General features: G+C 66.5%; 23 protein-coding genes and 2 tRNA genes. 11 read left to right on the top strand and 14 right to left on the bottom strand.

Annotation, left to right across the window (positions count from 1 at the left end; all coding sequences use genetic code 11):
* Positions 1–126: 126 nt before the first annotated feature.
* The 5 genes from DSHI_RS09145 to fabI form a co-directional block, all read right to left on the bottom strand.
* The gene (locus tag DSHI_RS09145; protein WP_012178466.1) at positions 127–1308 is read right to left on the bottom strand and encodes an aminotransferase; all 1182 of its coding nucleotides are present in this window, start codon (positions 1306–1308) and stop codon (positions 127–129) included.
* A gap of 1 nt (position 1309) precedes the next feature.
* A complete protein-coding gene (gene gpt / locus DSHI_RS09140) occupies positions 1310–1813 on the bottom strand; it encodes a xanthine phosphoribosyltransferase (protein ID WP_012178465.1) in 504 nt (167 codons plus the stop codon).
* A gap of 62 nt (positions 1814–1875) precedes the next feature.
* Positions 1876–2487 carry a LysE family translocator gene (locus DSHI_RS09135; RefSeq protein ID WP_012178464.1) on the bottom strand — a complete coding sequence of 204 codons (612 nt, stop codon included), beginning with the start codon at positions 2485–2487 and terminating at the stop codon, positions 1876–1878.
* A complete protein-coding gene (locus tag DSHI_RS09130) occupies positions 2484–3095 on the bottom strand; it encodes a LysE family translocator (protein ID WP_012178463.1) in 612 nt (203 codons plus the stop codon). Before DSHI_RS09130 ends, DSHI_RS09135 begins: the two co-directional genes overlap by 4 nt.
* A 1-nt stretch (position 3096) precedes the next feature.
* The gene (gene fabI / locus DSHI_RS09125) at positions 3097–3915 is read right to left on the bottom strand and encodes an enoyl-ACP reductase FabI (protein ID WP_012178462.1); all 819 of its coding nucleotides are present in this window, start codon (positions 3913–3915) and stop codon (positions 3097–3099) included.
* A gap of 83 nt (positions 3916–3998) precedes the next feature.
* Between fabI and pdxH the strand changes: the two genes are divergently transcribed.
* The 4 genes from pdxH (at position 3999) to DSHI_RS09105 (ending at position 5890) form a co-directional block, all read left to right on the top strand.
* Positions 3999–4625 (top strand): pyridoxamine 5'-phosphate oxidase, encoded by a 627-nt coding sequence (gene pdxH / locus DSHI_RS09120; RefSeq protein ID WP_280985199.1) that lies wholly within the window; start codon positions 3999–4001, stop codon positions 4623–4625.
* Positions 4626–4757: 132 nt separating this feature from the next.
* Complete coding sequence (locus tag DSHI_RS09115) at positions 4758–5279, top strand: cold-shock protein (protein WP_012178460.1); 522 nt, start codon at positions 4758–4760, stop codon at positions 5277–5279.
* A complete protein-coding gene (locus DSHI_RS09110; protein WP_012178459.1) occupies positions 5276–5761 on the top strand; it encodes a DUF192 domain-containing protein in 486 nt (161 codons plus the stop codon). Before DSHI_RS09115 ends, DSHI_RS09110 begins: the two co-directional genes overlap by 4 nt.
* A gap of 52 nt (positions 5762–5813) precedes the next feature.
* Positions 5814–5890, top strand: a tRNA-Pro gene (locus DSHI_RS09105).
* 164 nt (positions 5891–6054) lie between these two features.
* On the opposite strand, the gene DSHI_RS09100 is transcribed toward DSHI_RS09105, so the two are convergent.
* Positions 6055–6495 carry a hypothetical protein gene (locus DSHI_RS09100; protein ID WP_012178458.1) on the bottom strand — a complete coding sequence of 147 codons (441 nt, stop codon included), beginning with the start codon at positions 6493–6495 and terminating at the stop codon, positions 6055–6057.
* Between the two features lie 692 nt (positions 6496–7187).
* Here DSHI_RS09100 and DSHI_RS09095 point away from each other — a divergent pair.
* On the top strand, positions 7188–10862 hold the full coding sequence (locus tag DSHI_RS09095; protein ID WP_012178457.1) for a vitamin B12-dependent ribonucleotide reductase: 3675 nt from the start codon (positions 7188–7190) through the stop codon (positions 10860–10862).
* Positions 10863–11574: 712 nt separating this feature from the next.
* On the opposite strand, the gene DSHI_RS09090 is transcribed toward DSHI_RS09095, so the two are convergent.
* Positions 11575–12117, bottom strand: a complete 543-nt coding sequence (locus DSHI_RS09090) for an RNA polymerase sigma factor (RefSeq protein ID WP_012178456.1) — start codon at positions 12115–12117, stop codon at positions 11575–11577.
* A gap of 234 nt (positions 12118–12351) precedes the next feature.
* Between DSHI_RS09090 and DSHI_RS09085 the strand changes: the two genes are divergently transcribed.
* Positions 12352–12597, top strand: a complete 246-nt coding sequence (locus DSHI_RS09085) for an EF-hand domain-containing protein (protein ID WP_012178455.1) — start codon at positions 12352–12354, stop codon at positions 12595–12597.
* 47 nt (positions 12598–12644) lie between these two features.
* Here the strand turns inward: DSHI_RS09085 and DSHI_RS09080 are convergent, their stop codons facing one another.
* From DSHI_RS09080 to DSHI_RS09055, 6 genes are all read right to left on the bottom strand, one after another.
* The gene (locus DSHI_RS09080) at positions 12645–12863 is read right to left on the bottom strand and encodes a hypothetical protein (RefSeq protein ID WP_044027715.1); all 219 of its coding nucleotides are present in this window, start codon (positions 12861–12863) and stop codon (positions 12645–12647) included.
* Positions 12850–14001: an aromatic ring-hydroxylating oxygenase subunit alpha gene (locus DSHI_RS09075; RefSeq protein WP_012178454.1), complete on the bottom strand. Its 1152-nt coding sequence runs from the start codon at positions 13999–14001 to the stop codon at positions 12850–12852. The genes DSHI_RS09080 and DSHI_RS09075 overlap by 14 nt, the downstream gene beginning before the upstream one ends.
* Positions 14002–14105: 104 nt before the next feature.
* Positions 14106–14678, bottom strand: coding sequence for an acetolactate synthase small subunit (gene ilvN, locus DSHI_RS09070; RefSeq protein ID WP_012178453.1), 573 nt, complete (start codon positions 14676–14678; stop codon positions 14106–14108).
* 57 nt (positions 14679–14735) lie between these two features.
* On the bottom strand, positions 14736–15047 hold the full coding sequence (locus tag DSHI_RS09065; protein ID WP_012178452.1) for a hypothetical protein: 312 nt from the start codon (positions 15045–15047) through the stop codon (positions 14736–14738).
* The gene (locus DSHI_RS09060) at positions 15047–16804 is read right to left on the bottom strand and encodes an acetolactate synthase 3 large subunit (protein ID WP_012178451.1); all 1758 of its coding nucleotides are present in this window, start codon (positions 16802–16804) and stop codon (positions 15047–15049) included. The genes DSHI_RS09065 and DSHI_RS09060 overlap by 1 nt, the downstream gene beginning before the upstream one ends.
* A 341-nt stretch (positions 16805–17145) precedes the next feature.
* Entirely contained in the window at positions 17146–17751 is a 606-nt protein-coding gene (locus DSHI_RS09055; RefSeq protein WP_012178450.1) for a VPLPA-CTERM sorting domain-containing protein, read from the bottom strand.
* A gap of 373 nt (positions 17752–18124) precedes the next feature.
* Between DSHI_RS09055 and lon the strand changes: the two genes are divergently transcribed.
* Positions 18125–20533, top strand: coding sequence for an endopeptidase La (lon, locus tag DSHI_RS09050; RefSeq protein WP_012178449.1), 2409 nt, complete (start codon positions 18125–18127; stop codon positions 20531–20533).
* Positions 20534–20610: 77 nt separating this feature from the next.
* On the opposite strand, the gene DSHI_RS09045 is transcribed toward lon, so the two are convergent.
* Positions 20611–20952 carry a NirD/YgiW/YdeI family stress tolerance protein gene (locus tag DSHI_RS09045; RefSeq protein WP_012178448.1) on the bottom strand — a complete coding sequence of 114 codons (342 nt, stop codon included), beginning with the start codon at positions 20950–20952 and terminating at the stop codon, positions 20611–20613.
* Positions 20953–21118: 166 nt separating this feature from the next.
* Here DSHI_RS09045 and DSHI_RS09040 point away from each other — a divergent pair.
* From DSHI_RS09040 to DSHI_RS09025, 4 genes are all read left to right on the top strand, one after another.
* Positions 21119–21193, top strand: a tRNA-Val gene (locus DSHI_RS09040).
* A gap of 93 nt (positions 21194–21286) precedes the next feature.
* The gene (locus tag DSHI_RS09035) at positions 21287–24097 is read left to right on the top strand and encodes a bifunctional [glutamine synthetase] adenylyltransferase/[glutamine synthetase]-adenylyl-L-tyrosine phosphorylase (RefSeq protein ID WP_012178447.1); all 2811 of its coding nucleotides are present in this window, start codon (positions 21287–21289) and stop codon (positions 24095–24097) included.
* A gap of 67 nt (positions 24098–24164) precedes the next feature.
* Complete coding sequence (locus DSHI_RS09030; protein ID WP_012178446.1) at positions 24165–24452, top strand: hypothetical protein; 288 nt, start codon at positions 24165–24167, stop codon at positions 24450–24452.
* 39 nt (positions 24453–24491) lie between these two features.
* Positions 24492–25184 carry a M48 family metallopeptidase gene (locus DSHI_RS09025; protein ID WP_012178445.1) on the top strand — a complete coding sequence of 231 codons (693 nt, stop codon included), beginning with the start codon at positions 24492–24494 and terminating at the stop codon, positions 25182–25184.
* The last annotated feature ends 159 nt before the right edge of the window (positions 25185–25343 follow it).

Below are 25343 nucleotides of genomic sequence, written 5' to 3'. Positions count from 1 at the left end.
GGCGCTTGCGGCAGGGGCGGCAAGCGGATGCGCGCGTCGCTTGGCGCAGTTTTGAACGTGGATCGGGGCAGGGAGGGGCGCGGCCCCCCGGACCCAAGGGATATTCCGGGACTTGATCGCGGGGGCTCAGGACGGGGCGTAGGTGGTCAGCCGGTCGGCGAGGGCGGCGATGCCGTCCGCGTCGATATTGGCGAAGGCAAAGCGCATCTCGCGACCTCCCCGCGCGGCGCCTTGGGGCGCGAACATGGTGCCGGGCAGGGCGAGCACCCCGATCTCGGACACCATCCGCTCCGCCAGCGCGTCCGAAGGGATCCCGAGCCGGTGGCGCGCATAGCCGAAATAGGCGCCGCAGCCCAGAAGCTCCCAGTCGCGCAGACCCTGGAACGCCGCCTCCATCGCCGCGCGGCGGGCCAGGATCTCGGCCCGTTCCCCGGCCAGCCAGTCCGACAGGTGCCGCAGCCCCCAGAGGGCCGCGCGCTGGCCCAGTTGCGGCGCGCAGATCTGCACCGTGTCGAGGAATTTCTCCACCTGCGCCAGGCGGTCGGGCGCACAGGCCACCGCCCCCACCCGGTGCCCGGTCAGCCGGTAGGCCTTGGAAAAGGAATAGAGCGAGATCACGGTCTCGTCCCAATCGGGATCGGCGAGCAGGCCGTGGGGCGCACCCGCGCGGCTGTCGAAATCGCGGTAGGTCTCGTCGAGGATCAGCGCGAGGCCCCGCCTGCGCGCGAGATCGCGAAAGGCCGCGAGCAGGTCGGCAGGATACTCCACGCCGCCGGGGTTGTTGGGGCTGACCAGCACGATCGCGCGGGTGCGCGCGTCGATCAGGGCGGCGGCGGCCTCCGGGTCCGGCAGCAGGCTGTCGCCGGTGTCGAGCGCGCGGGCCGCGACCCCGGACATTTGCAGCCACATCTGGTGGTTGAAATACCACGGCACCGGCAGAATCACGTTATCGCCGGGGCCGGCGAGGGTGGCGATCACCGCTGCGAAGGCCTGGTTGCAGCCCGAGGTGATCGCGATCTGCCCCTCGGCCACGGTGCCGCCATAGCGCGCGGTCATCTGTGCGGCCAGTTCGGCGCGCAGCTCCGGCAGACCGAGCACGGGACCATAAAGATGCGTGCCCGGATCCTCCTCCAGTGCCGCCGCCATCGCCGCGCGCAGGGCCGGGGGCGGCGGGGCCACCGGGGCGGCCTGGCTCACATTCAGCAGCTCCAGCCCCGCGGGCAGGCGCGCCGCGGCGAGCCAGCGCCGCGCCTCCATCACCGGCGGGGCCGGGGTGGCCGCCATGGCCGGGGCGAGGCGGAGCGTCATCTCAGGTCCCCCGGTAGGGTTCCACGTATTGCAGCGCCATGTCCCAGGGAAAGAAGATCCAGGTGTCTTGGCTCACCCCGGTGATGAAGGTGTTGACCATGGGCTCGCCCTTGGGCTTGGCATAGACGGTGGCGAAATGGGCGTTGGGATACATCTGGCGCACCACCTCCAGCGTCCGGCCGCTATCCACCAGATCGTCGATCACCAGAACCCCGGTCCCGTCGCCCATCAGCTCCGCATCCGGGGCGTTGAGCACCACGGTCTCGCCCTGGGTCTGGTGGTGATAGGACTGCACCGAAATCGTCGCCACCTGCCGGATGTCCAACTCGCGCGCCACGATCATCGCCGGGGCCATCCCGCCCCGGGTGATCGCCAGGATCATCCGCCAGGACCCGTCCGGCCCCGGCCCGCGCTTGTCCAGCCGCCAGGCCAGCGCGCGGCTGTCCCGGTGGATCTGGTCCCAGCTGACGTGGAAGCCTTTTTCATGCGGCAGTTGATCGGTCATGTCCGTCCCTCATCCGGTTTGGCGGTGTTTGTAATCCAGCCCGTTGCCGGTGACCAGAACCCTCAACTCAGCGCGATCCGCGCCCCCACCAGGGCCAGCGCGCCGCCCAGGACCCGGTCGATCCAGGTCTTGGCGCGCATATAGACCGCCCGTGGTCCGGGCAGCGAGAAGAGCCGCGCCACCACCACGTACCACAGGCCTTCGACCAGCAGCACCAGCGCCAGCACCAGCGCGATCTCGCCCCCGGAGATGTCGGCGGGCAGGACGCCCACGAAAACCGCCCCGAAGAACACCGGCACCTTGGGGTTCGAAAGCTGCGTGAAGAGGCCCAGCCTGAATGTCGCCCAGCCCGTGCGCGGCACCGTCCCCGACGCCTCCGGCAGCGGGTCGGGCGCGTGGCGCCACATCATGAAGGCCACGAATAACAGGAAGGCGGCCCCCGCCAGCTTCATCGCAGTCAGCAGCACCGGCATCACCTGGAAAAGCGCCGCAAGCCCCAGCAGGGCCGCGCCCGCCCAAACCGTCGCGCCGACCCCGAAGGCCAGCGCCAGCAAGAGCCCCGCGCCCAGACCCTCCGCCGCGGCGGTTCGGGTGATCACCACGAAAGAGGGCCCCGGGCTGATCGCCGCCAGAAGGTGAATGAAGGCAATCGAGGCGAAGGCCGCGAGCGTCACGGGGCCCGCTCCGCCAGAAGCCGCAGGCCGAGCCCGCCCAGCACCACCGCGCAGACCCGGTCGAGCCAGGTCTTCGCCCCGACATAGGCGCGCCGCGCGCCGGGTCGGGCGAGCGCGGTGACCAGCAGGGCATAGACCGCGATCTCGACCGCCAGGTGGTTCAGGGTGATGAACGCCACCGCCCCGACGCCCAGGTCCGGCGGAAAGATCACCACGAGGACACCGGCCGAGAACAGCACCGATTTCGGGTTCAGCAGGTTGATCGCCGCACCGCGCCGGAACGCGCCTCGCGCTGACACCTGCGGCGCGTCCGCCAGGGGCGCGCGCGCCGACCGCCAGGTCGCCCGGGCGATATAGATCAGGTAGAGCGCGCCCGCGGTCTTCATCACCCCGTAAGCCGCGGGAAACAGGGTGAACAGCGCCTCCAGCCCCAAGAGCGCCGCAAGCGTCCAGAGCGCAGCCACGCAAGCCAGCCCGCAGCCGGTCCAGAGCGCCCGCACCCGCCCCGCCGAAAGTGCTGTATGCGTCAGCACCAGCAGCGCGGGACCGGGGCTCGCCATGGCCACCAGCAGAGCCACGTTGAACGCCAGGATCTGCGCGACGTCCACCCTACTTGCGGCCCGTCACCGCGTCGATATCGGGCGCATCCACCGCCTTCATGCCCACAACGTGGTAGCCCGCATCCACGTGATGCACCTCGCCCGTGACCGCGCTGGACAGGTCCGACAGCAGGTAGAGCGCGGATTTGCCGACCTCCTCCTGGGTCACCGTGCGGCGCAGGGGGGAGTTCAGCTCGTTCCATTTCATGATGTAGCGGAAATCCCCGATGCCCGAGGCGGCCAGGGTCTTGATCGTGCCCGCGCTGATCGCGTTGACGCGGATGTTCTTCTTGCCCAGATCCTCGGCCAGGTACTGCACCGAAGTCTCCAGCGCCGATTTGGCGATACCCATCACGTTGTAATGGGGCATGACCTTTTCGGCGCCGTAATAGGTCAGGGTCAGGCAGGCGCCACCATCGGTCATCAGCTTCTCTGCGCGCTGGCACACGGCGGTGAAGGAATAGACCGAGATATCCATGGTCATGCGGAAATTCTCGGCGCTGGTGTCGACATAGCGCCCGCGCAGCTCCGACTTGTCGGAAAACCCGATGGCATGGACGACGAAATCCATCTTACCCCAGGCCTCCGACAGCCCGTCGAATACCGCGTCCAGCGAGGCGGTGTCGGTTACGTCGCAATCGTAAAGCTGGGTGACGCCCAGCCGCTCCGCCAACGGCACGGCGCGCTTGCGGAATGCCTCGCCCTGGTAGGTCAACGCCAGCTCCGCGCCCTGTTCCGCAAGCGCTTGCGCAATGCCCCAGGCAATGGACTTGTCATTCGCCAATCCCATGATCAGCCCGCGTTTTCCGTGCATCAATCCCGTTGACATCTCTTTACCTTGTCCACTACCTGCAGTTCGGCACCGTGTAGGCCAAAGGGTTAACGCCTTCAAGAGAACAGGTGCCACAGTCCATCCATCGGAGGCAGTCCGCCATGGCAGAGAGATCCGGCAAATTCGCGGGCGACAACCCGTTCGACATCACCCGCGCGTGGTTGGCAGAGGCCGAGGCCTCCGAGCCGAACGATCCCAACGCGATGGCGCTGTCGACCGTGGACGCGGACGGGCTGCCCAATGTGCGCATGGTCCTGCTCAAGGAGATCGAAGACGACGCCTTCGTGTTCTACACCAATTACGGCTCCGCCAAGGCGGCCGAACTGGACCAGGCCGGCAAGGCCGCGGTCGTGTTTCACTGGAAATCCCTGCGCCGGCAGATCCGCGTGCGCGGCCATGTCAGCCGCGAGGACGGGCCGAAGGCGGATGCCTATTACAAGTCGCGCTCCCTCCAGAGCCGGATCGGCGCCTGGGCGTCGGAGCAATCCCGCCCCCTCGAAAGCCGCGCGGCACTGATGGCGCGTGTGGCGAAACTCGGTCTCGAAAAGGGGCTCAATCCGGACCGCCCTCCCTTTTGGGGGGGCTATCGCCTGCGTCCGGTGGAAATGGAATTCTGGGCGGATGGTGATTTTCGCCTGCACGACCGCTATCGGTGGACTCGTGCCGACGGGGAAAGCGATTGGAAAATCAGCCGCTTGAACCCTTGACGGTTAACAAACCATTAAGGTAAACCCGGCGACCTATCAACTTTTTGTTGCGCCCATCCAAAACACATGTGACCATTAAGACCTTGGTTACAAGACCTGTCACTCACTCATGATTACCCCGGATTACCGCCCGTGCAAAAGCCGATAACCAGTAGTCCCCTTGTCTATGGGACAGTCAAATGGTTCGATCCCAAGAAGGGGTTCGGCTTTGTCGTGGGCGAGGCCGATGGCCCCGATATCCTGCTGCATGCCAACGTATTGCGGAATTTCGGGCAGAGTTCGGTGGCCGATGGATCGCAGATCCAGATCCGCGTGCAGGAAACGCCGCGCGGCATCCAGGCGGTCGAAGTGGTCGCCATCACGCCCCCGGAAATGGATCTCGACGACGAAGGCCCGCTTGGTGCGCCGCAGAATTTCGACGACGTCCCCATGGTCCCCGGGCGCGTGAAATGGTTCGACAAGGTGAAGGGCTTCGGCTTTCTCAACGTGTTCGGCGCGGATGAGGATATCTTCGTACACATGGACGTGCTGCGGCGCTGCGGCTTTTCCGATTTGCAGGCCGGAGAGGCCGTGGCGGTCCGCATCGGCGAGAGCGAGCGGGGGCGCCTCGCCCTCGAGGTTCTGAGTTGGGACGCCGCGCAGAAAGTCGAATGATCCGACGCATGGTTCTGCGCGCACTGGTTCTGCCGCTGGTGCTGTGCCTGGCGGTTCTACCGCTTCACGCGGCTTGCGCCCCGGACCGGGTGGAACTGCAGGGCCCCTGGGGGCGCGCTGCCTTCGACATCGAACTGGCCGACACCGACGAGACCCGGGGCCGGGGGCTAATGTTCCGCGAAAGCCTGCCGCAACAGGCGGGCATGCTCTTCGTCTACGACCGTCCGCAGCCGGTGTCGTTCTGGATGCGCAACACGCTGATCCCCCTGGACATGATCTTCGCCGACCGCACCGGCATCGTCCGCAAGGTCCATCGCAACGCGGTTCCACTCGACGAGACTCCGATCTTCGGCGGCGACGAGGTGTTCGCCGTGCTGGAAATCAACGGCGGCATGACCCTGCGTCTGGGCATCTCCGAAGGTACGCTGATGCGGCACCCGGCCTTCGACCAGACCACCGCCGCGTGGCCTTGCGCCGATTGACTGCGGTTTGCGTCTTTGCAAACGCTGCGAACCTGTCTAAGGAAGCCCTCGTCGGGGCGTAGCGCAGCCTGGTAGCGCGACGGTTTTGGGTACCGTAGGTCGCAAGTTCGAATCTTGCCGTCCCGACCAACAGATCCTGCAAAGCCCCATGCGTCGCGATGATGTGCCCCATCGGTCAGCCGAGGCGCGCGGCGATCACTGTGGCATGCGCACGACGCTGCGATACAAGCCCGCGCCCGGTTCCGTAGAACACCCGCGACAGCCGTACTGGCGCCCGCCCGAGGTGCGATCACCTAGCGCTTGCGCCTCGCCGCCAGCGACAGCGCCACTACCGCGCCCAGCAGGAAGGGCAGCGCCGGTGCGATCGGAATCGCGGTGACCGGCGGCAACTCCGGCGTGCCGGGGGGCACCGGGTTCGGCCCCGGATCGTCCCCGAACGTGACGACCGGCGGAGGCGCCGGCGGAGGCGCTGCGCTGATCCAGGTGCTGTCACCGCCATCGTCACCACCGTCCTGCAGCAGCAGGATCGCCAACAGAACCGCAAGCGCGACCACGATCAGGGGGTCGACCGCGGGCAACACGGGGCCGGGCAAGCCGCCGTAATCCCCCGGCACGGGTGTCGAACTGGCCGCGCGCGCGCTCCACTTGCCGCCGTGATAGGCATCCTGGCTCACGCCGAGGAATGCGCCCTGATCATCATACCCGACGACGGCCGCGGGCGCAGGAGGGGTCATCGCGACAAGAGCCGCGACCGCCAGGGGGCGGACTGAGATTGGTGCCAAAACATGGCCTCACTGGTTACGTTACGAACGCCAGGCACCACACACAGGGCCTGGGATTGGGTCGGAATAGACTCGAATTAAGTTCAATTTAAGGCAATCCGCCGCGCCAATGTCACAAATGTGCCCCAGGCGCCGCCGGGCTCCTTTTCGCGCAGGCCCCGCCGCACGGGCGTGGCAGCGTCGGCCCCGGGAGCCCGTGGCGCCACCAGGTGCGAATCGTCCTGCCGCGCCGGTCAGGCCTCGCATGGCACAGATCTGGGCCGCCAAACCGCCCCGATTCCTTAACCTGTATGAAGAATGCGTTAATTTTCCGGATGTGTTCTCCAAGGGGCCCAACACCCCTCCGGCGCAAGCCCCCAAGCGAATCTGGGTTAATCCACCGTCAATAGTATTTTGACCCATTCGCGTCACAAAATGTAGTTGACCCTAAGCCCCCCTCTACGCCAGATTGTGTGGGCGGAGGAGACGAACACCACATATGGTGGTATCCTCAAGACAGACACAAGGTTCAGCACTTGACCCCGATGGCCGCGGCATCTCGGGGGCCGGACCCGGCTGGCTTGGTCTCCTCCGCACGAGATCACATCGGCACGGGCGGACCAACCGCATGGCCGGGAAACGAAAATGGCCAACATGGGGCAGACATGAAAATCGAACGCCATTTCACCAAAGATGGAACTGACGCTTACGCCGGGATCGAGTTCTCGATCACCGCGTCCGAAATTCGCAACCCCGATGGTACCGTGGTGTTCCGGCTCGACGAGGTCGAAGTGCCCAGCTCCTGGAGCCAGGTCGCCTCGGACGTGATCGCGCAGAAATACTTCCGCAAGGCCGGCGTTCCCGCCGCCCTGAAGCCCGTGCGCGAAAAGGGCGTGCCGGAATTCCTGTGGCGCTCGGTGGCAGACGAGGCCGCGCTCGCCAAGCTGCCCGCAGAGAAACGCTATGGCGGCGAAACCTCCGCCCGCCAGGTGTTCCGCCGTCTGGCAGGCGCCTGGGCCTATTGGGGCTGGAAGGGGGGCTATTTCTCCACCGAGGCCGATGCCCGCACCTATTTCGACGAGATGCAGCTGATGCTGGCGCGCCAGATGGCCGCGCCGAACAGCCCGCAATGGTTCAACACCGGCCTGCACTGGGCCTACGGCATCGACGGTCCCGCGCAGGGCCACTACTACGTGGATCACAAGTCCGGCAAACTGACCAAATCCACATCGTCCTACGAGCACCCGCAGCCCCATGCCTGCTTCATCCAGTCCGTCGCCGACGACCTGGTGAATGATGGCGGCATCATGGACCTGTGGGTCCGCGAGGCGCGGCTTTTCAAATACGGCTCCGGCACCGGCACGAATTTCTCCTCCCTTCGTGCCGAAGGAGAGGCTCTGTCAGGCGGGGGTAAGTCCTCCGGCCTGATGGGGTTCCTCAAGATCGGAGACCGGGCCGCAGGGGCCATCAAGTCCGGTGGCACCACACGCCGGGCAGCGAAGATGGTGATCTGCGACGCCGATCACCCCGATATCGAGGAATTCGTGAACTGGAAGGTGAAGGAGGAGCAGAAGGTCGCCTCCCTCGTCGCCGGCTCGAAAATGCACGAGGCCAAGCTGAACGAGATTTTCGCCGCGATCGGCGAATGGGACGGGCTGGGCGAGGACGCGGTGGACCCCACCAAGAACGCTGCGCTGAAATCCGCGATCCGGGCCGCCAAGAAGGTGCAGATCCCCGAGACCTACATCAAGCGGGTGCTGGATTACGCCAAGCAGGGCTATGCCTCCATCGAGTTTCCGACCTATGATACCGACTGGGATTCCGAGGCGTATAACTCGGTCTCCGGGCAGAACTCCAACAACTCCGTGCGCGTGACCGACGCCTTCCTGAAGGCCGTCAAAGACGACGCGGATTGGGAGCTGATCCGCCGCACCGACGGCAAGGTCGCCAAGACCATCAAGGCGCGCGAGCTGTGGGAAACCATCGGCCACGCGGCCTGGGCCTGCGCCGATCCCGGCATCCAGTTCCACGACACCGTCAACGACTGGCACACCTGCCCCGAGGATGGCGCGATCCGCGGCTCCAACCCGTGCTCGGAATACATGTTCCTTGACGATACCGCCTGCAACCTGGCGTCGATGAACCTGCTGACCTTCTACCGCGACGGCAAGTTCGACAGCGAAGGCTACATGCACGCGGCGCGGCTCTGGACCCTGACCCTGGAAATCTCGGTGCTCATGGCGCAGTTCCCGTCCAAGGAAATCGCGCAGCGCTCCTACGACTTCCGCACCCTCGGTCTCGGCTATGCCAATATCGGCGGGCTGCTGATGAACATGGGCTACGGCTATGACAGCGACGAAGGAAGGGCGCTCTGCGGGGCGCTGACCGCGATCATGACCGGGGTGAGCTATGCCACCTCCGCCGAGATCGCTGCAGAGGTCGGGCCGTTCCCGGGTTATGCCAAGAACGCCGATCACATGCTCCGCGTGATCCGCAACCACCGCAACGCGGCCTATGGCAAGACCGACGGCTACGAGGCGCTCGCGACGAAACCCGTCGCGCTGGACCATGCCAACTGCCCGGACCAGACGCTGGTGAAACTCGCCATGTCCTCCTGGGATGAGGCGCTGAAGCTGGGCGAGCAGCACGGGTATCGCAATGCGCAAGCCACGGTGATCGCACCCACGGGCACCATCGGTCTGGTAATGGATTGCGACACCACCGGCATCGAGCCGGACTTCGCCCTGGTGAAGTTCAAGAAGCTCGCGGGCGGCGGCTACTTCAAGATCATCAACCGCTCGGTCCCCGCGGCGCTGGACACGCTGGGCTACAGCTCGGCCCAGATCGAAGAGATCATCGCCTATGCGGTTGGCCACGGCACGCTCGGCAATGCGCCCGGCGTGAACCACACCGCCCTGATCGGCCACGGCTTCGGGCCTGAGCAGATCGAGAAGATCGAGGCGGCGCTGCCTTCGGCCTTCGACATCCGGTTCGTGTTCAACCAGTGGACCCTGGGCGAGGCGTTCTGCACCGAGGTGCTGGGCATTCCCGCGGCGAAACTGAACGATCCGACCTTCGACATGCTGCGGCACCTGGGTTTCGCGAAGAAAGACATCGATCTGGCCAACGATCATGTCTGCGGGACCATGACGCTGGAGGGCGCGCCCTTCCTGAAAGCCGAACACTACTCGGTCTTCGACTGCGCCAACCCCTGCGGCAAGCGCGGCAAGCGGTTCCTGTCGGTGGACAGCCACATTCACATGATGGCCGCGGCGCAGAGCTTCATCTCGGGCGCGATCTCGAAGACGATCAACATGCCCAACGATGCCACGATCGAGGATTGCCAGAAGGCCTATGAGCTGAGCTGGTCGCTGGGCACCAAGGCCAACGCGCTCTACCGCGACGGCTCCAAACTCAGCCAGCCGCTCGCTGCGGCCCTTGTGGAGGATGACGAGGAGGCCGCGGAGGTTCTGGAAACCGGCTCCACCATGGAAAAGGCCCAGGTCATCGCCGAGAAGATCGTCGAGAAGGTGGTCATCAAGGAGGTCATCAAGGCCCACCGCGAAAAGCTGCCCGAGCGGCGCAAGGGTTATACCCAGAAGGCCATCGTGGGCGGACACAAGGTTTATCTGCGCACGGGCGAGTATGCCGACGGCAACCTCGGCGAGATCTTCATCGACATGCACAAGGAAGGCGCGGGCTTCCGGGCGATGATGAACAACTTCGCCATCGCGGTCTCGGTCGGCCTGCAATACGGCGTGCCGCTGGAGGAGTTCGTGGATGCCTTCACCTTCACCAAGTTCGAGCCCGCGGGCATGGTGCAGGGCAATGACAGCATCAAGAACGCCACCTCGATCCTGGATTACATCTTCCGCGAGCTGGCGGTGAGCTATCTCGACCGCACGGATCTGGCCCATGTGGCGCCCCAGGGCGCGACCTTCGACGATATCGGCCGGGGCGAGGAAGAGGGGGTCTCCAACGTCAAGGAGATGTCCGACAGTGCGGCCAGCAAGTCGCTGGAGGTGCTCAAGCAGATCAGCTCGACCGGGTATCTGCGCAAGCGGATGCCGCAGGAGTTGGTGGTGCTGCAGGGCGGGGGCAAGCCGGTGACGGCGGAGATCCCGGTCGTCGGCACGATCGGTGGCGGCGAGGTGGCGACGATGACCGCGCTTCGCAGCGAAACGACCGTGGCCACGACGACGTCGATCGACCCGCGCGCCAAGGCCAAGATGCAGGGCTACGAGGGCGAGGCCTGCGGCGAGTGCGGCAACTACACGCTGGTGCGCAACGGCACCTGCATGAAGTGCAACACCTGCGGGGGTACGTCGGGATGCAGCTAGAGATCCAAGCACCGGATGGAGCGACTGCTTCGATGCAACTCGCGGAAGGGAGGGTTACTGTTCCGCTCGACTTCATCGCTTCACACGCTCGGCACGGAGGACTTACCTACCGAGTTCCGCAAGGGTGGGTGGTTTCAGAAATACTTCACTCTCAGCAGCTGCAGGGTTTTCATGGCAATACGCCGATGCCGTTAGTTGGAAAAAGAATACCACGTGTTCTCGAACTCAAGCGGAAAGGCACCTCGGGCTGTAGCTGAGGGGATCGGCCCGCAACGGGCCAATTTCCTTGAGCAAGGAAATTGCCAAGAGCCTTGCTTAAGGCTCTTGGGAGCGGGACCGGGAAGGTCGCGCCGAAAAGATCAACCGGGCGGGGCCCGCGTGATTTCTGCGAAACACGCATCCCCCCGCTCGGTGCCCCTCGAAGGAGGGACACCGTGGATCCGGGGCGGGTGCGCTCGCCCTAGACGCAGATCAGGCCGCAGGCAGAAAACTCGGGCGGTATAATCACGAGCCTGATCAGCGAAACTCCACAGGCGGCCTTCGGGCCGCCTTTTTCTTTGGGTGCCGCACGTTGGGAGCGAAAGTTAACGCCCAACTCGAAGAAGCGATTTTTGCGCCGACAAATTTTTTCGGAAGTTTGCGGGGGATCAAGGGCTTCCAGAGATTTGTTTCGCGTGCGAAACATTCTGTTTCTTGAATATGAGGCGAAAGGTTAACGGGACTGCCCGGCGGGTTCGGGCAGCAGGGTCTGCGCGCTGGTGCCCGCGCCGAGCGCGCAGCGTTTGCGCAGCCGGGCGCGGGCCCGGGCGAGGCGCGACAGGACCGTCCCGGGCGGGATGCCCGCGCGTCGGGCGACCTCTTCGGGGGTGCGGCCCTCGATCACCACCTCCATGAGGACCCGGCGCTGGTCCTCCGGCAGGGCGGCGATGGCCTCCATCACCTCCGCAAAGGCGACCCGTCGCTCGCCGGTGTCGGCGGTCGCACTGGCCCAGTCGGTTTCCTCCAGCGGTTCGCTGGCCGGCTGGCGGCCCCGGCGGCGGAGCCCGTTGCGCAGGGTGGCGCGGGCATAGGCGGGCAGGGCGGTGATCTCGGCCCCGGCGCGTTGCCGGGTCCAGACTTGCAGCAGGGCTTCCTGCACCAGGTCTTCGGCCTCGGCGCGGGATCCTGTCAGCGCGCGGGCGGCGCGGGTGAGGCCGGGGATCAGGGCCACGAGGGCGGCCTCCCGGGCGTCGGTTGGCGGGGGCATGCGTGTCATGGCGCGACCCTGCGCCCGCTCCGGCCCCCGGACAATAAGAGGAAAGCTGCCGAGCAGGTTTGCGCCGGGGGATATCGGCGGCGGTTTGCGCGCGGCGGGTGCCGGAATGGGCGGGTCCGCGCCCGTTCGGGCCGGGGCGCGGCGGGGCGGGATGGAAAGGGGTGCAATTGGCTCTTGGTGAGGGAAGGCGGCGGAAGTCGCCCCTTCGCATGTCAACTCAAGGAGACCAAAGAAATGAAAACCACGATCCTGAGCAGTGTCGCGGCAATGGCCCTGGTGGCGTCGGCCACGGCGATGAGCGCCAACACCGAGATGGATGCGGATGGCGACGGGGTGTACTCCTTTGCCGAACTGCTGGTGGGCAATCCGACCCTGACGGAGGAAGCCTATACCACCATGGATGCGAATGCCGACGGGGCGGTGGACCCTGATGAGCTGGCCGCGGCGCAGGAAGCCGGGCTTTATCCGGCCGGCGGCTGACCGCGACTGCCACGCATAGCGGGACGGTGACCGGGGTCTGGGCGTGCTCAGGTCTCGGCGCCGAGTGCCACGAGCCGCGCCCTCAGGGGCGCGGCTTTTTGCGATCCGGTTTCCAGGGCGTGAACATAGGCGTGGGTCAGAAACAGCCGCGCCTCGGCGGGGCGCAGGGCGGCGGCTTGCTCGTAGAGGTCGATCAGCGCGCGCGCGTCGTTCTGGGCAAGGGCTGCGCGCAAGGCCGCGGCAAGGGCGGGCTCACTCGGCCGCACGGGACGTCTCGGACAGCGCGGCGGCGGCCCAGGCGTGGAAGCACCGGGTCGGCCCGTCCATGACCGGGGAGAAGGTGCCGCCGTCGAACCCGCGCGCAGCGCGGCCGCTCTGCATCCCCTCGACCACGAAGACGTCCTCTTCGAACACGGTTTTCCACTGGGCGGCATTGGCGGCGCGGGCGGCCGGGTCGGTGTCGGGCGCGGCATAGTAGAGGTGCACATGCTCCCGGGTGCGGGTCGGACCATCGGGGTGGAGCAGGATGGCGAAGGCGTGATCCCGGTGCGCGCCGAGCAGAACGTTGGGATAGAGCGCCACGTATTCCGCCCCGGTGTCCCACATGGCAGGCAGGCCGGTAAAATCCGGGAAGGCCGGGGTGCCGTCGGGGCGGCGGGGCCGTTGGTAGACCTCGGTCCCCTGGCCGGAGAAAGCGCCGGGGGTCTCGATGTTGTAGTGGTCTTCGAGCCGCGAGATCTCGTTCAGGCCGGGGTGAACCCAGGGCAGATGATAGCTTTCGCAATAGTTTTCCACCGCGAGTTTCCAGTTGCATCGCACGGTCAGGGTGAAGCGGCTGTCTGCTCCGCCATGGTGCAGGGGCTGGTCCAGGGCGGCCCAGCGGGCGATGAGGTCGGCATTGGCCTCGGCGAAGGGCGGGGCGGTGCCCGACAGGTTCACAAAGACCACATCGCGCCAGACATGGGAGGGCACCTCGATCAGCCCGAGGGTGGCGCGGTCGATCCGGGCATGGGTGTTGCGGCCCGGCCCGCCCACATGGGGGGTGGTGACGAGGCGTCCATCGGTGGCGTAGCACCACGAATGATAGGGGCAGCGGATCGCGCCCTCGATCCGGCGGGGGGCGTCGACAAGGATCATGCCCCGGTGGCGGCAGACATTGTAGAACACGCGCACCTGGCCTGCGCGGTCGCGCAGCAGCAAGAGCGGCTCGCCGCAGAAGGTCAGGGGCAAGGCATCGCCGGGGGCGGGCACGTCCGAAGCCACTGCGAGCCCGGCCCACTGCGCGGCGAGCAGCGCGTGCTGCTCGGCCCTGTGCATGTCTGGGTCTGTGTAATGAGCGTTGGGCAGGCCGCGCGCCGGGGCGGCGGGAGGCTCTGGCATGGTCTCTGCGGCGGTGTCCGGCATGGGCCCCTCCCTGTGTCTGGCCGCAAGCCTAGGCGGGGGGAGGGGGCGGTATCGCGTGGGTTTTCGACGCGACTGGCCTCAGAGCGACATCCGGCGGGCGATGCCTACTCCGGCAGGGCCGCGCCGCGCGAGAGGGCCGCAACCCCGGTGCGGGCGATCTCCGTCAGGCCAAGCGGGCGCATCAGCTCACCGAAGGCGTCGATCTTGGCCGGGGTGCCGGTGATCTCGAACACGAAGCTCTGCAGGGTGCTGTCGACCACGTTGGCGCGAAAGATCTCGGCCAGGCGCAGGGCCTCGATCCGCTTGTCGCCGGTGCCCGCGACCTTGAAGAGGGCCAATTCGCGCTCGACGCTGGCGCCCTCGACGGTCAGGTCGTGGACTTCGTGGACAGGCACCATGCGCGCCAGCTGCGCCTTGATCTGCTCGATCACCTGGGGCGTGCCGGTGGTCACGATGGTGATGCGGGAGCGGTGACCTTCGTGGTCGATCTCGGCCACGGTGAGGCTCTCGATATTGTAGCCGCGCCCGGAGAAGAGCCCGATCACGCGGGCGAGCACGCCGGCCTCGTTGTCCACGACCACGGCCAGGGTGTGGGTTTCCTGGTGGTCCCCGAAATTGGAGCGCAGGTCATAGGCGGAGTGTTTCGAGGAGCCTTGTTCGATCTTCAGGGGCGACATCGGTTTCGTCTTTCGGTGTTGGGGGCGCGTGGGGCGCGGTGTCTCGGGGCGGGGCGGTCAGCAGGCCAGCCGCGCCTGGTAGCGGTCGATATTGGGAAACTTGAAGAGTTCGGTGATTGCGCAGTCGGTCTGGCTTTCCATGGCGCTGCGGGCGCCGCGGAGGATTGCCTCGCGGTCGCGGGTGCCGGTCGCGAGGCTGGTGGCCGTGGCCACCTCGCCGTCGATCAGCACCAGGAAGTCGGTGCCGTCCACCGTCACTTGCTGGGTGCGGGGGTCGGTGGCGATGTTCGCCGGGGCCGAAGTTGTGGCGGTGTCGCAGGCGGCGACCCCGAAAAGGGCCGCCACCGCCAGCGCCGGGCCGGTCCGCATCAGACCAGCACCGCGCCCTTGGCGCCGATCGCGCCCTGCGTGTCCGCCTCGCCCAGCAGCATCTCGTTATGCGGCGCGCCCGACGGGATCATCGGGAAGCAGTTCTCGTGTTTCTCCACGAGACAGTCGAAGATCACCGGGCCGTCATACTCCAGCATCTCCATGATCGCGTCGTCGAGATCCTTGGGGTCCTTGCAAAGGATGCCCTTGGCCCCGAAGGCCTCGGCCAGCTTGACGAAATCGGGCAGCGCATCGGACCACGAATGGCTGTAGCGCTCGCCGTGCAGCAACTCCTGCCACTGGCGGACCATGCCGAGGCGTTCGTTGTTCAGGATGAACTGCTTGACCGGCAGCATGTACTGGATCGCGGTGCCCATTTCCTGCATGTTCATCAGCCAGGATGCCTCGCCCGCCACGTTGATCACGAGCGCGTCCGGATGCGCGACCTGCACCCCGATGGAGGCCGGGAAGCCATAGCCCATGGTCCCGAGCCCGCCGGAGGTCATCCACCGGTTCGGCTCGTCGAAGCCGAGATACTGCGCGGCCCACATCTGGTGCTGGCCCACCTCGGTCGCGATGAAGCGCTTGGGGTGGTCCTTGGTCAGGGCCTCCAGCCGCTGCATGGCGTATTGCGGCTTGATCGTGGTCTCGGAGTTCTTGAAGTCCAGGCAGCGCACGGTGCGCCATTCCTCGATCTGGGTCCACCAGGCCTTCACCGCGGCCTTGTTGGTCTTGCGGCCGCGGGCCTTCCAGATGCGCAGGGCGTCTTCGAGCACATGGGCGATGTCGCCGATGATCGGCACATCGGTGCGGATCACCTTGTTGATCGAGGATGGATCAATGTCGATATGGATCTTCTTGGATTCGGGGGAGAAATCGGCCACGCGCCCGGTGATCCGGTCGTCGAAGCGCGCCCCGATATTGATCATCACGTCGCAGCCGTGCATGGCCAGGTTGGCCTCGTAGAGCCCGTGCATGCCCAGCATGCCGATCCAGTTCTCGCCCGAGGCCGGGTAGGCCCCGAGACCCATCAGGGTCGAGGTGATCGGAAAGCCGGTTTCGGCCACGAATTCGCGCAGCAGTTGGCTCGCCGCCGGGCCGGAATTGATCACGCCGCCGCCGGTGTAGAAAATCGGCCGCTCGGCGGTTTCCATCAGCTCGACCATGGCGGTGATCGCGGCCACGTCGCCCTTGACGCGGGGCTGGTAGTGGCGCGTGTCGGCCTTGGCGGGCGGGACATATGTGCCCGAGGCGAACTGCACGTCCTTGGGGATGTCCACCAGCACCGGGCCCGGGCGGCCCGAGGTCGCCACGTGGAAGGCCTGGTGGATGGTGTCGGCGAGCAGGTCGGTTTCCTTCACCAGCCAGTTATGCTTGGTGCAGGGGCGGGTGATGCCGACGGTATCGGCCTCCTGAAAGGCATCGTTGCCGATCATGAAGGTGGGCACCTGGCCCGAGAGCACGACCATGGGGATGCTGTCCATCAGCGCGTCGGTGATGCCGGTCACGGCGTTGGTGGCCCCGGGGCCCGACGTGACGAGCACCACGCCCGGCTTGCCGGTCGAGCGGGCATAGCCCTCGGCGGCGTGGGTCGCGGCCTGTTCGTGGCGCACGAGGATGTGCTTGATCTCGTTCTGCTGGAAAATCTCGTCATAGATCGGAAGAACCGCCCCGCCCGGATAGCCGAATACCGTGTCCACACCCTGATCCTTCAGGGCCTGAACCACCATCTGTGCGCCGGTCATCTGCGTGCTCATCGTGTCATCCTTTGCTTCACGCGGGCCGTTGTGTCGGCCATGGGTCTCTGTCTCGGGTCGTTGCGGTTGGGCATAAAAAAACCCCCGGTCGTTTTCGGGGGCGCACGGGGGATCGGAAGGGTGTCCGTTACCGGCCCATGCGCCTGTTTTCTACGAGTACGACAATACGGGGCATTTATGCTGTTCCTCTCGGTTCGTGCGCGGGACATTAGGGGGGGGATCGGGGGGCGTCAACCGACAAAGGGCCAAGAAAGTGACCTGAGCGGGGCGCTGTGCGGCGTTTTGTTGCGTGCGGGGCGGCTCCGGCGAAAGATCTTCCGCCGGGAGCGCAGTTTCTGGCGTCAGGCGCGGCGGCGTGCGCGCGCGAGCCCGAGACCGCCCAGCCCCAGAAGCAACAGCGGCAGCGCCGCGGGCAGGGGGATCGGCGCGGGCGTGTCGAGGCCGAAGCGGACCTCGGTAATGAAGCGGGCCAGTGTTGGAGCGGCCGGCGCGCTGTAGTCGAGAACCACCCGGTCGAAGGCCGTCATCGTGCCGAATCCGATGAACTGGTCCGACAGGTCATTTCCGTTCGAGGTCACGGTCACGCTGCCGAGCAGGGTTGCGCCGGAATAGGCTTCGAGCACGACGTCGAAAATCGCTGAGGCTCCAACACTGCCCACCTGATCGTTGCCGAAGGTCATGCCGACCTCGAAGGCGTTTAGTCCTATGAACTCCAAGGGAGCAGCGCCCGGATCGCTTCTGACGCCCTCTTCCGAGGAACCGATGCCAAAGTTTGTCGCCACTGCGGTATTTGCAGAGAAATCCGGGGAAGTGTCGATGTCGAACCCGGTGGCGCCAATGGTCGTGAGCGAGGCGAAGTCACTGTAATCGGAATAGGGGGTGACGGCGGCGAAGGCCGGGGCCGCGAGGCCGAGGGTCAGCGCCGTGGCGCAAATACGAAACGACATGGTAGGCAACTCCAAAATTAATATGAGTTAACAGTGCCACTTTTCGCGCGCTTCTGGCAAGCGCGGTCCTGAAGGGGGCGAAAATGACGGATTTTCGGGTTCAATAGCCCGCAATTGTCGCCAAATGCAGAAGAATGTCGTGAAATCGGCCGGACCTGCTTGCGGCCCGCGATATGGGCGTGCATCCTGTCGGGCAAAATCGCCCCGGTTGTCATGGAGTCCTCACCGCCGTGAGCCCGGAGCGGCCCCCGCGGGTGCGACGGGCCGGGCATTGAAAACCGTCCGTGCGCCGCCCACCTTAGAAAACCTGACCAGGAGACGCCCATGGTTGCCGACCGGGACCCGGGCCGTCTGCCCAACACAAGGACCGAGCATGTCTGAGACACTCAACCAGTATTACCCTGTGCTGCCGCTGCGCGATATCGTGGTCTTCCCCCACATGATCGTCCCGCTCTTCGTGGGGCGCGAGAAATCCGTGCGTGCGCTTGAAGAGGTGATGAAGGACGACAAGCAGATCCTGCTGTCGAGCCAGATCGACCCGGCGGTGGACGATCCCACGCCGGAAGGGATTTTTGCCTATGGCGTTGTGGCGAATGTGCTGCAACTGCTCAAGCTGCCCGACGGGACCGTGAAGGTCCTCGTGGAAGGGCGCCAGCGCGTGGCGATCACGGAATACACCGACAACGAGGACTTCTTCGAAGCCCATGCCGAGCTTCTGGAGGAAGAGGCGGGCGACCCGGACACGCTGCGCGCGCTGGTGGGGTCGGTGAGCGCCGAGTTCGAGCGCTATGCCAAGATCAAGAAGAACGTCCCCGAAGAGGCGCTGGCGGCGGTCGCCGAAAGCACCGAGCCCGCCAAGCTGGCCGACATGGTGTCCGGCCATCTCGGGATCGAGGTGGGTCGCAAGCAGGAGCTTCTGGAAACCCTGAGCGTCGCCGAGCGGCTGGAGAAGGTTTATGGCCTGATGCAGGGCGAGATGAGCGTTCTGCAGGTCGAGAAGAAGATCAAGTCCCGCGTGAAGTCCCAGATGGAGCGCACCCAGCGCGAATACTACCTGAATGAGCAGATGAAGGCCATTCAGAAGGAGCTGGGCGATGGCGAGGACGGGGCCAACGAGGTCGCCGAGCTTGAAAACCGCATCGCCGAGACCAAGCTGAGCAAGGAGGCCCGCGAGAAGGCCGAGGGTGAGATCAAGAAGCTCAAGAACATGAGCCCGATGAGCGCCGAGGCCACGGTTGTGCGCAACTATCTCGACTGGATGCTGTCGATCCCGTGGGGGACGAAATCCCGCGTGAAGAAGGATCTGGGCCGTGCGCAGAAGATCCTCGATACCGATCATTACGGGCTGGAGAAGGTCAAGGAGCGGATCGTCGAGTACCTGGCGGTGCAGCAACGCTCGAAGAAGCTCAAGGGGCCGATCCTGTGCCTCGTGGGCCCGCCGGGCGTGGGCAAGACCTCGCTGGGCAAATCCGTGGCCAAGGCGACGGGGCGCGAGTTCATCCGGATCTCTCTGGGTGGGGTGCGCGACGAGTCGGAGATCCGCGGGCACCGGCGGACCTATATCGGGTCGATGCCGGGCAAGATCATCCAGGCGCTGAAGAAGGCCAAGACCACCAATCCGCTCATCCTGCTCGATGAAATCGACAAGATGGGGCAGGATTTCCGGGGCGATCCCGCGTCCGCGATGCTGGAGGTTCTCGACCCCGAGCAGAACGGGACCTTCGTGGATCACTACCTGGAGGTGGAGTATGACCTCTCGAACGTGATGTTCCTGACCACGGCGAACTCCTACAACATGCCGGGGCCCCTTCTGGACCGGATGGAGATCATTCCGCTGGCTGGCTATACCGAGGACGAGAAGGCCGAGATCGCCAAGCAGCACCTGATTTCCAAGCAGGTGAAGAACCACGGCCTGAAGAGGGACGAGTTCTCGCTGACGGATGAGGCGTTGCAGGAGATCATTCGCCGGTACACCCGCGAGGCGGGGGTTCGGAACCTGGAGCGTGAGATCGCCAAGCTGGCCCGGAAGGCCGTGACCAAGATCGTCAGGAAAGAGGCGGACAAGGTCGAGGTGACCGCGGAGAGCCTGGAGGACATGCTGGGCGTCAAGCGGTTCAAATACGGGCTGGCCGAGGAAGAGGACCAGATCGGGGTCGTGACCGGCCTTGCCTGGACCTCTGTCGGGGGCGATCTGCTGAGCATCGAGGCGCTGCGCCTGCCGGGCAAGGGTCGGATGAAGACCACCGGCAAGCTGGGCGACGTGATGAAGGAATCGATCGACGCCGCGGCGTCCTTCGTGCGCTCCATCAGTCCTCAGATCGGGGTGAAGCCGCCGCGTTTCGACAAGTGGGACATCCACGTCCACGTGCCCGAGGGGGCGACCCCGAAGGACGGGCCGAGCGCGGGCATCGCCATGGTGACCTCGATCGTGTCGGTTCTGACGCAGATTCCGGTGAAGCGCGATATCGCCATGACCGGCGAGGTGACGCTGCGCGGCAACGTGTTGCCCATCGGCGGGCTGAAGGAGAAGCTGCTTGCCGCCCTGCGCGGAGGGATCACCACCGTGCTGATCCCGGCGGAGAACGAGAAGGACCTGCCGGAGATCCCGGACAATGTGAAAGAGGGGTTGACCATCATCCCCGTCAGCCACGTGTCCGAGGTGCTCAAGGTGGCGCTGGTCTCGGAGCCGGAGCCCATCGAATGGGACGAGGAGGCCGAGGAGGCCGCCGCCGCCCAGAAGGCGATGGCCGAGAAGGAAGGGCAGGGCGCGGTGGCGCACTGAGCCTTGCGCGGTATTTGAACAGAAAACGCCCCCCGGGAAACCGGGGGGCGTTTTGTCGTGCGGTGCGCTTGGGTGCGTCAGTACCCCTGGCGCAGCTCGATCACGGTGCCATCGGCACGCTGGATCCGGCGGGCATAGACCTCGTTCGAGAACAGGTCGTCGTCGACCCAGCCCCAGACGGTGACAGTCTCGCCCTCGGCGGCGGGCACGAAATTCGGCCCCACATAGACCGGGACGCGTCCGGTGGCGTCGGCGAGGATGAATTCATCCTCGTCGGTGATGCGGGCAACGTCGCCGGTCATCATGACCATGGTGCCACGCTTCAGCTCGGCGATGGGGGTGACGGTTTCGGACAGGGCGAGGGTCGGTGCGGCGACGAGGGCCAGCGCCGTCGCGGCGGCGAAAAGAAACTGTTTCATGTGTGAGCGCAACTCCTGTGGCAGGGGGCCGATGCAGATATGGGGGCCGCGGGGGCGGATCCAAACGGCTTGGCGGCGGTTTGCGGGGGTTGCGGGGGCGAACCGCCGGATCGGGGGCGGATTTCTTCTTGAACCCGGCGCACGGCTTGGCTATCTGCACTCGCACGGGTGATTAGCTCAGTGGTAGAGCGCTTCGTTCACATCGAAGATGTCAGGAGTTCGAATCTCTTATCACCCACCATACCCCCCCTTGGTGTGAGCCGGATGGCATGGCGCGCGAGAGCCGCGACAGCGTCTTCTTGACCGCGTTTGCGGCGCGGCGCAGGGTGCAGCCATGACGTTCGAGACCCGCATGACCCGCCTGCCGCTTCCCTTCGATCCAGAGCGGGGGGCGGCGGCGGTCGCGGCCCATTGCCCCGAGGCCACGGGGACCTTGCGCGATGCGTTGGTGGGGATGGCGGGGTCGAGCCCCTATCTCGAAGGGTTGCTGGCCAAGGAGGCCGCCTGGTTTGCCGCCGCGCTGGAGGATCCCGAGGCGGCGTTTGCGCAGATCCTCGCTGAGGTGCCGGAGATTGCGCCGGACCAGATCAAGCCGGGGTTGCGGGTGGCCAAGCGGCGTGTCGCGCTGCTGGCGGGGTTTGCCGATCTTGCCGGGGTCTGGCCGCTGGAGGCGGTGACGGAGAACCTGACGCTGTTTGCCGATGCGACCATGGGCGCGGCCCTGCGCGCGGCCCTCGCGCCCGAGTTGCGCCGGGGCAAGGTGCCGGGCCAGGGCGAGGCCGACCTGCCGGAGGCGGCGGGGATGGTGATGCTCGCCATGGGGAAGATGGGGGCGTTCGAGCTCAACTATTCCAGCGATATCGACCTGATCTGTCTCTTCGACCAGGACCGGTTCGCGCCGGACGCGTTCGGCGAGGCGCGGGCGGCCTTCGTGCGGGCGACGCGCCGGGCGGTGGGGATCATGTCGGACCCGACGGGCGATGGCTATGTCTTCCGCACGGATCTGCGATTGCGGCCGGACCCGTCGGTCACGCCGGTCTGCATCGCCATGGAAGCCGCCGAGCGGTACTACGAATCCCTCGGCCGCACCTGGGAGCGCGCGGCGCATATCAAGGCGCGACCGGCGGTGGGCGATCTGGAGGCGGGGGCGGGGTATCTGGCCCGGCTGACCCCGTTCATCTGGCGCAAGCACCTGGATTTCGCCGCCATCGAGGATGCCCATGACATGCGGCTGCGCATCCGGGCGCATAAGGGGCTGCATGGGCCGGTGTCCCTGCCGGGGCATGACATGAAGCTGGGCAAGGGCGGCATCCGGGATATCGAGTTTTTCACCCAGACCCGGCAGATCATTTCGGGCGGGCGGGACCCGGACCTGCGGGTGCGCGGCACGGTGGCGGGGTTGGCGGTTCTGGCCGAGAAGGGCTGGGTGCGGCCCGAGGATGCCGCGGTGCTGAGCGATCATTACCGGGCCCACCGGGAGGTGGAGCACCGGGTGCAGATGATCGCCGATGCCCAGACCCATGCCCTGCCGAAGGACGATGACGGGTTCCGGCGTCTGGCCTGCCTGACGGGGGAGGCCGACGTGGCCGGCTGGCGGCGACAGCTCAAGGACCGGCTGGCGGAGGTCGCGGCCCTGACCGAGCCGTTCTTTGCGCCCGAGCGGAGCGCGTCCAGCCCGCCGCCCGAGGCCGTGCCCGAGGGGGCCGCGGAGGTGATGGAGCGTTGGCGCAGCTACCCGGCGCTGCGCTCGACCCGGGCTCTGGAGATTTTCGGCCGGTTGCGCCCCGAGATCCTGTCCCGGCTCGGGCGGGCCGCGCGGCCCGATGAGGCGTTGCTGAACTTCGACAGCTTCATCAAGGGTTTGCCTGCGGGAGTTCAACTGTTCTCCCTGTTCGAGGCGAACCCGTCCCTGATCGACCTGATCGTGGATATCTGTGCCACGGCGCCCTTGCTGTCGCGCTACCTTGCGGCCAATTCCGGGGTCTTGGACGCGGTGATCGGGGGGCCGTTCTTTGCGGACTGGCCCGGTGAGGCGGCCCTCGCGGCGGAACTGGAGGCGCGGCTGGCGCCGCTGGACGATTACGAGCATCAACTCGATGCCGCGCGGCGCTGGCAAAAGGAATGGCATTTCCGCGTCGGTGTGCATCACCTGCGCGGCTTGGTCGATGCGCAGGTGGCGGCGGAGCAATACACCGACCTGGCCGAAACGGTGGTCTCGGTGCTGTGGCCCCGTGTCGCCGCGGAGTTGTCGCGCCGTCACGGGCCCCCGCCGGGACGCGGGGCGGTGTTCGTGGGGATGGGCTCGCTTGGGGCGCGGACGCTGACGGCGCAGTCGGACCTCGATGCGATCGTCGTCTATGACGGGGCGGGCGTGGAGGCGTCGGAGGGGCGGCGGCCGCTGGCGCCGGGGCCGTATTACGCCAAGCTGACCAAGGCGATGATCACGGCGCTGACCGCGCCCATGGCCGAGGGGCGGCTTTACGAGATCGACATGCGTCTGCGGCCGTCGGGGCGGCAGGGGCCGGTTGCGACCTCCTGGTCGGCCTTCCAGAGCTACCAGGAGAGCGATGCCTGGACCTGGGAGCATCTGGCCCTGACGCGGGCGCGCGTGATCGGCGGCGCGGGGCCGGAGTCCGGGGCCCTCGCCGAGGATCTGGAGGCGTTCCGCTGCGCCTTGCTGCGCAGCAAGGGGCCCGGGCGGCAGGCGGAGGTCGCCCGCGATGTGGCCGACATGCGCGCGCGGCTGGAAGCCGCAAAGCCCGCCGAGCGCCCGTTCGAGGCCAAGCAGGGCCCGGGGCGGTTGCAGGATATCGAGCTTCTGGGTCAGGCGGCGGCCTTGTTGTCGGGGGCCGAGTGCGCCGATACCCGGTTGCAGCTGGCCGCCGGGGTCGCGGCGGGATGCCTGGGCCCGGAGGAGGCGGCGGTGCTGACCGGGCAGCTTGCCCTGTTGCGGCAGGTGCAGACCTCGGTCCGGTTGCTGACCGACGGGGCGCTGGACCCCGACGCGGTGGGCGCGGGGGGGCAGGCCTTCCTGCTGCGCCAGACCGGGCGGGCGGACATGGAGACCCTGCGCGCGGACATGGCCGCGGGGGCGGACGCGGCCGCCGAGGTGATCGTGGCGGTGCTGACGCGCTGGCAGGGGTGAGCCTGCGGGGTTGCGCCGCGGCGCGGGGCGTCTATGTGCAGGGGAACTGGTATCGCATGGTGGCCCAATGACCTCTCCCCCTGATCTTGATCGTCTCGATCCGCGCAACCTGATTCGCGAGGCGTACCGCATCGAGGGGATCACGATCTGGGATTGCCGGTCGGTGTTTCTCGACTGGGCGCTGGGGGCGGAGAAGCCGGCCGATCCGCGCGACGAGGTCGCGGTGTTGCTGGCCCATTACGGGGCGGAGGCGCCGGACCACCCGATGACGGCCGTTCTGCGCGCCGCGATGGACGCGCCGCCCGAGCCTGCCCGGCGCGGCGGGCGCGCGGCCCGGGTCGGGCCGGTGCAGTAACGCTCTTGTGGCGCAGCGCTTGCGCCCCATATCAAGGTGATGTTGAAACTCACACCTCTTCTCTTGGCGCTGGCCTGGGGGCTCGGGCTCTACTGGATCGGCGCGAAACGCACCGCGCGGGAGTTGGACAAGCGCTCCACCGAGTTGCGCGACCGCGAGTTGGGCCGGTTGACCGACCGGATGGCCAAGGCGCTGGATCTCGAGCAGATCAAGGTCAACATCTACGAAGTGGATCCGGTGAACGGGCTGGCGGCACCCGATGGGCGGATCTTCATCACCCGGGGGTTTTTCCGCAAGTACCAGACCGGGGAGGTGACGGCGGCCGAGATGGCCTCGGTCATCGCCCACGAGCTGGGCCATGTGGCACTGGGGCATTCCAGGCGGCGGATGATCGATTTTTCCGGCCAGAACGCGATCCGCGTGGCGCTGGCCACGGTGCTGGGGCGGTTCATCCCGTTCGTCGGCGTGGCGATCGCGAACATGCTGGTGAGCCTTCTGGCGGCGCGGCTGTCGCGGGGCGACGAGTACGAGGCGGATGCCTATGCCTCGGCCCTGCTGGTGAAGGCCGGGATCGGGACGGAGCCGCAGAAGACCCTGTTTCGCAAGCTCGAGGGGTTGACCACCGGGGCCGGGCGGGCGCAGGCGCCGGCCTGGCTGATGAGCCATCCCAAGACCGAGGAGCGGATCAAGGCGATCGAGGCGCTGGAGAAGCGCTGGGTCGTGCCGGGCTGACGTCGATTTGTCGGGTTGAGGTGTCGCGCCGTGCTGCGCAGGTCGAGCCGAGAGGTGTTGCGCCGTGCTGCACATGTCGAGCCGAGAGGTTTTGCGCCGTGCTGCGCACGTCGCCGGGGGCCGGACTTGCGGTCCGGCGGCCTGCGGCGCGGATATTTG

This window comes from Dinoroseobacter shibae DFL 12 = DSM 16493 (genome assembly GCF_000018145.1).
GTDB classification, from domain to species: Bacteria; Pseudomonadota; Alphaproteobacteria; order Rhodobacterales; family Rhodobacteraceae; genus Dinoroseobacter; species Dinoroseobacter shibae.
This window is presented reverse-complemented; position numbering and strand designations above follow the sequence as displayed.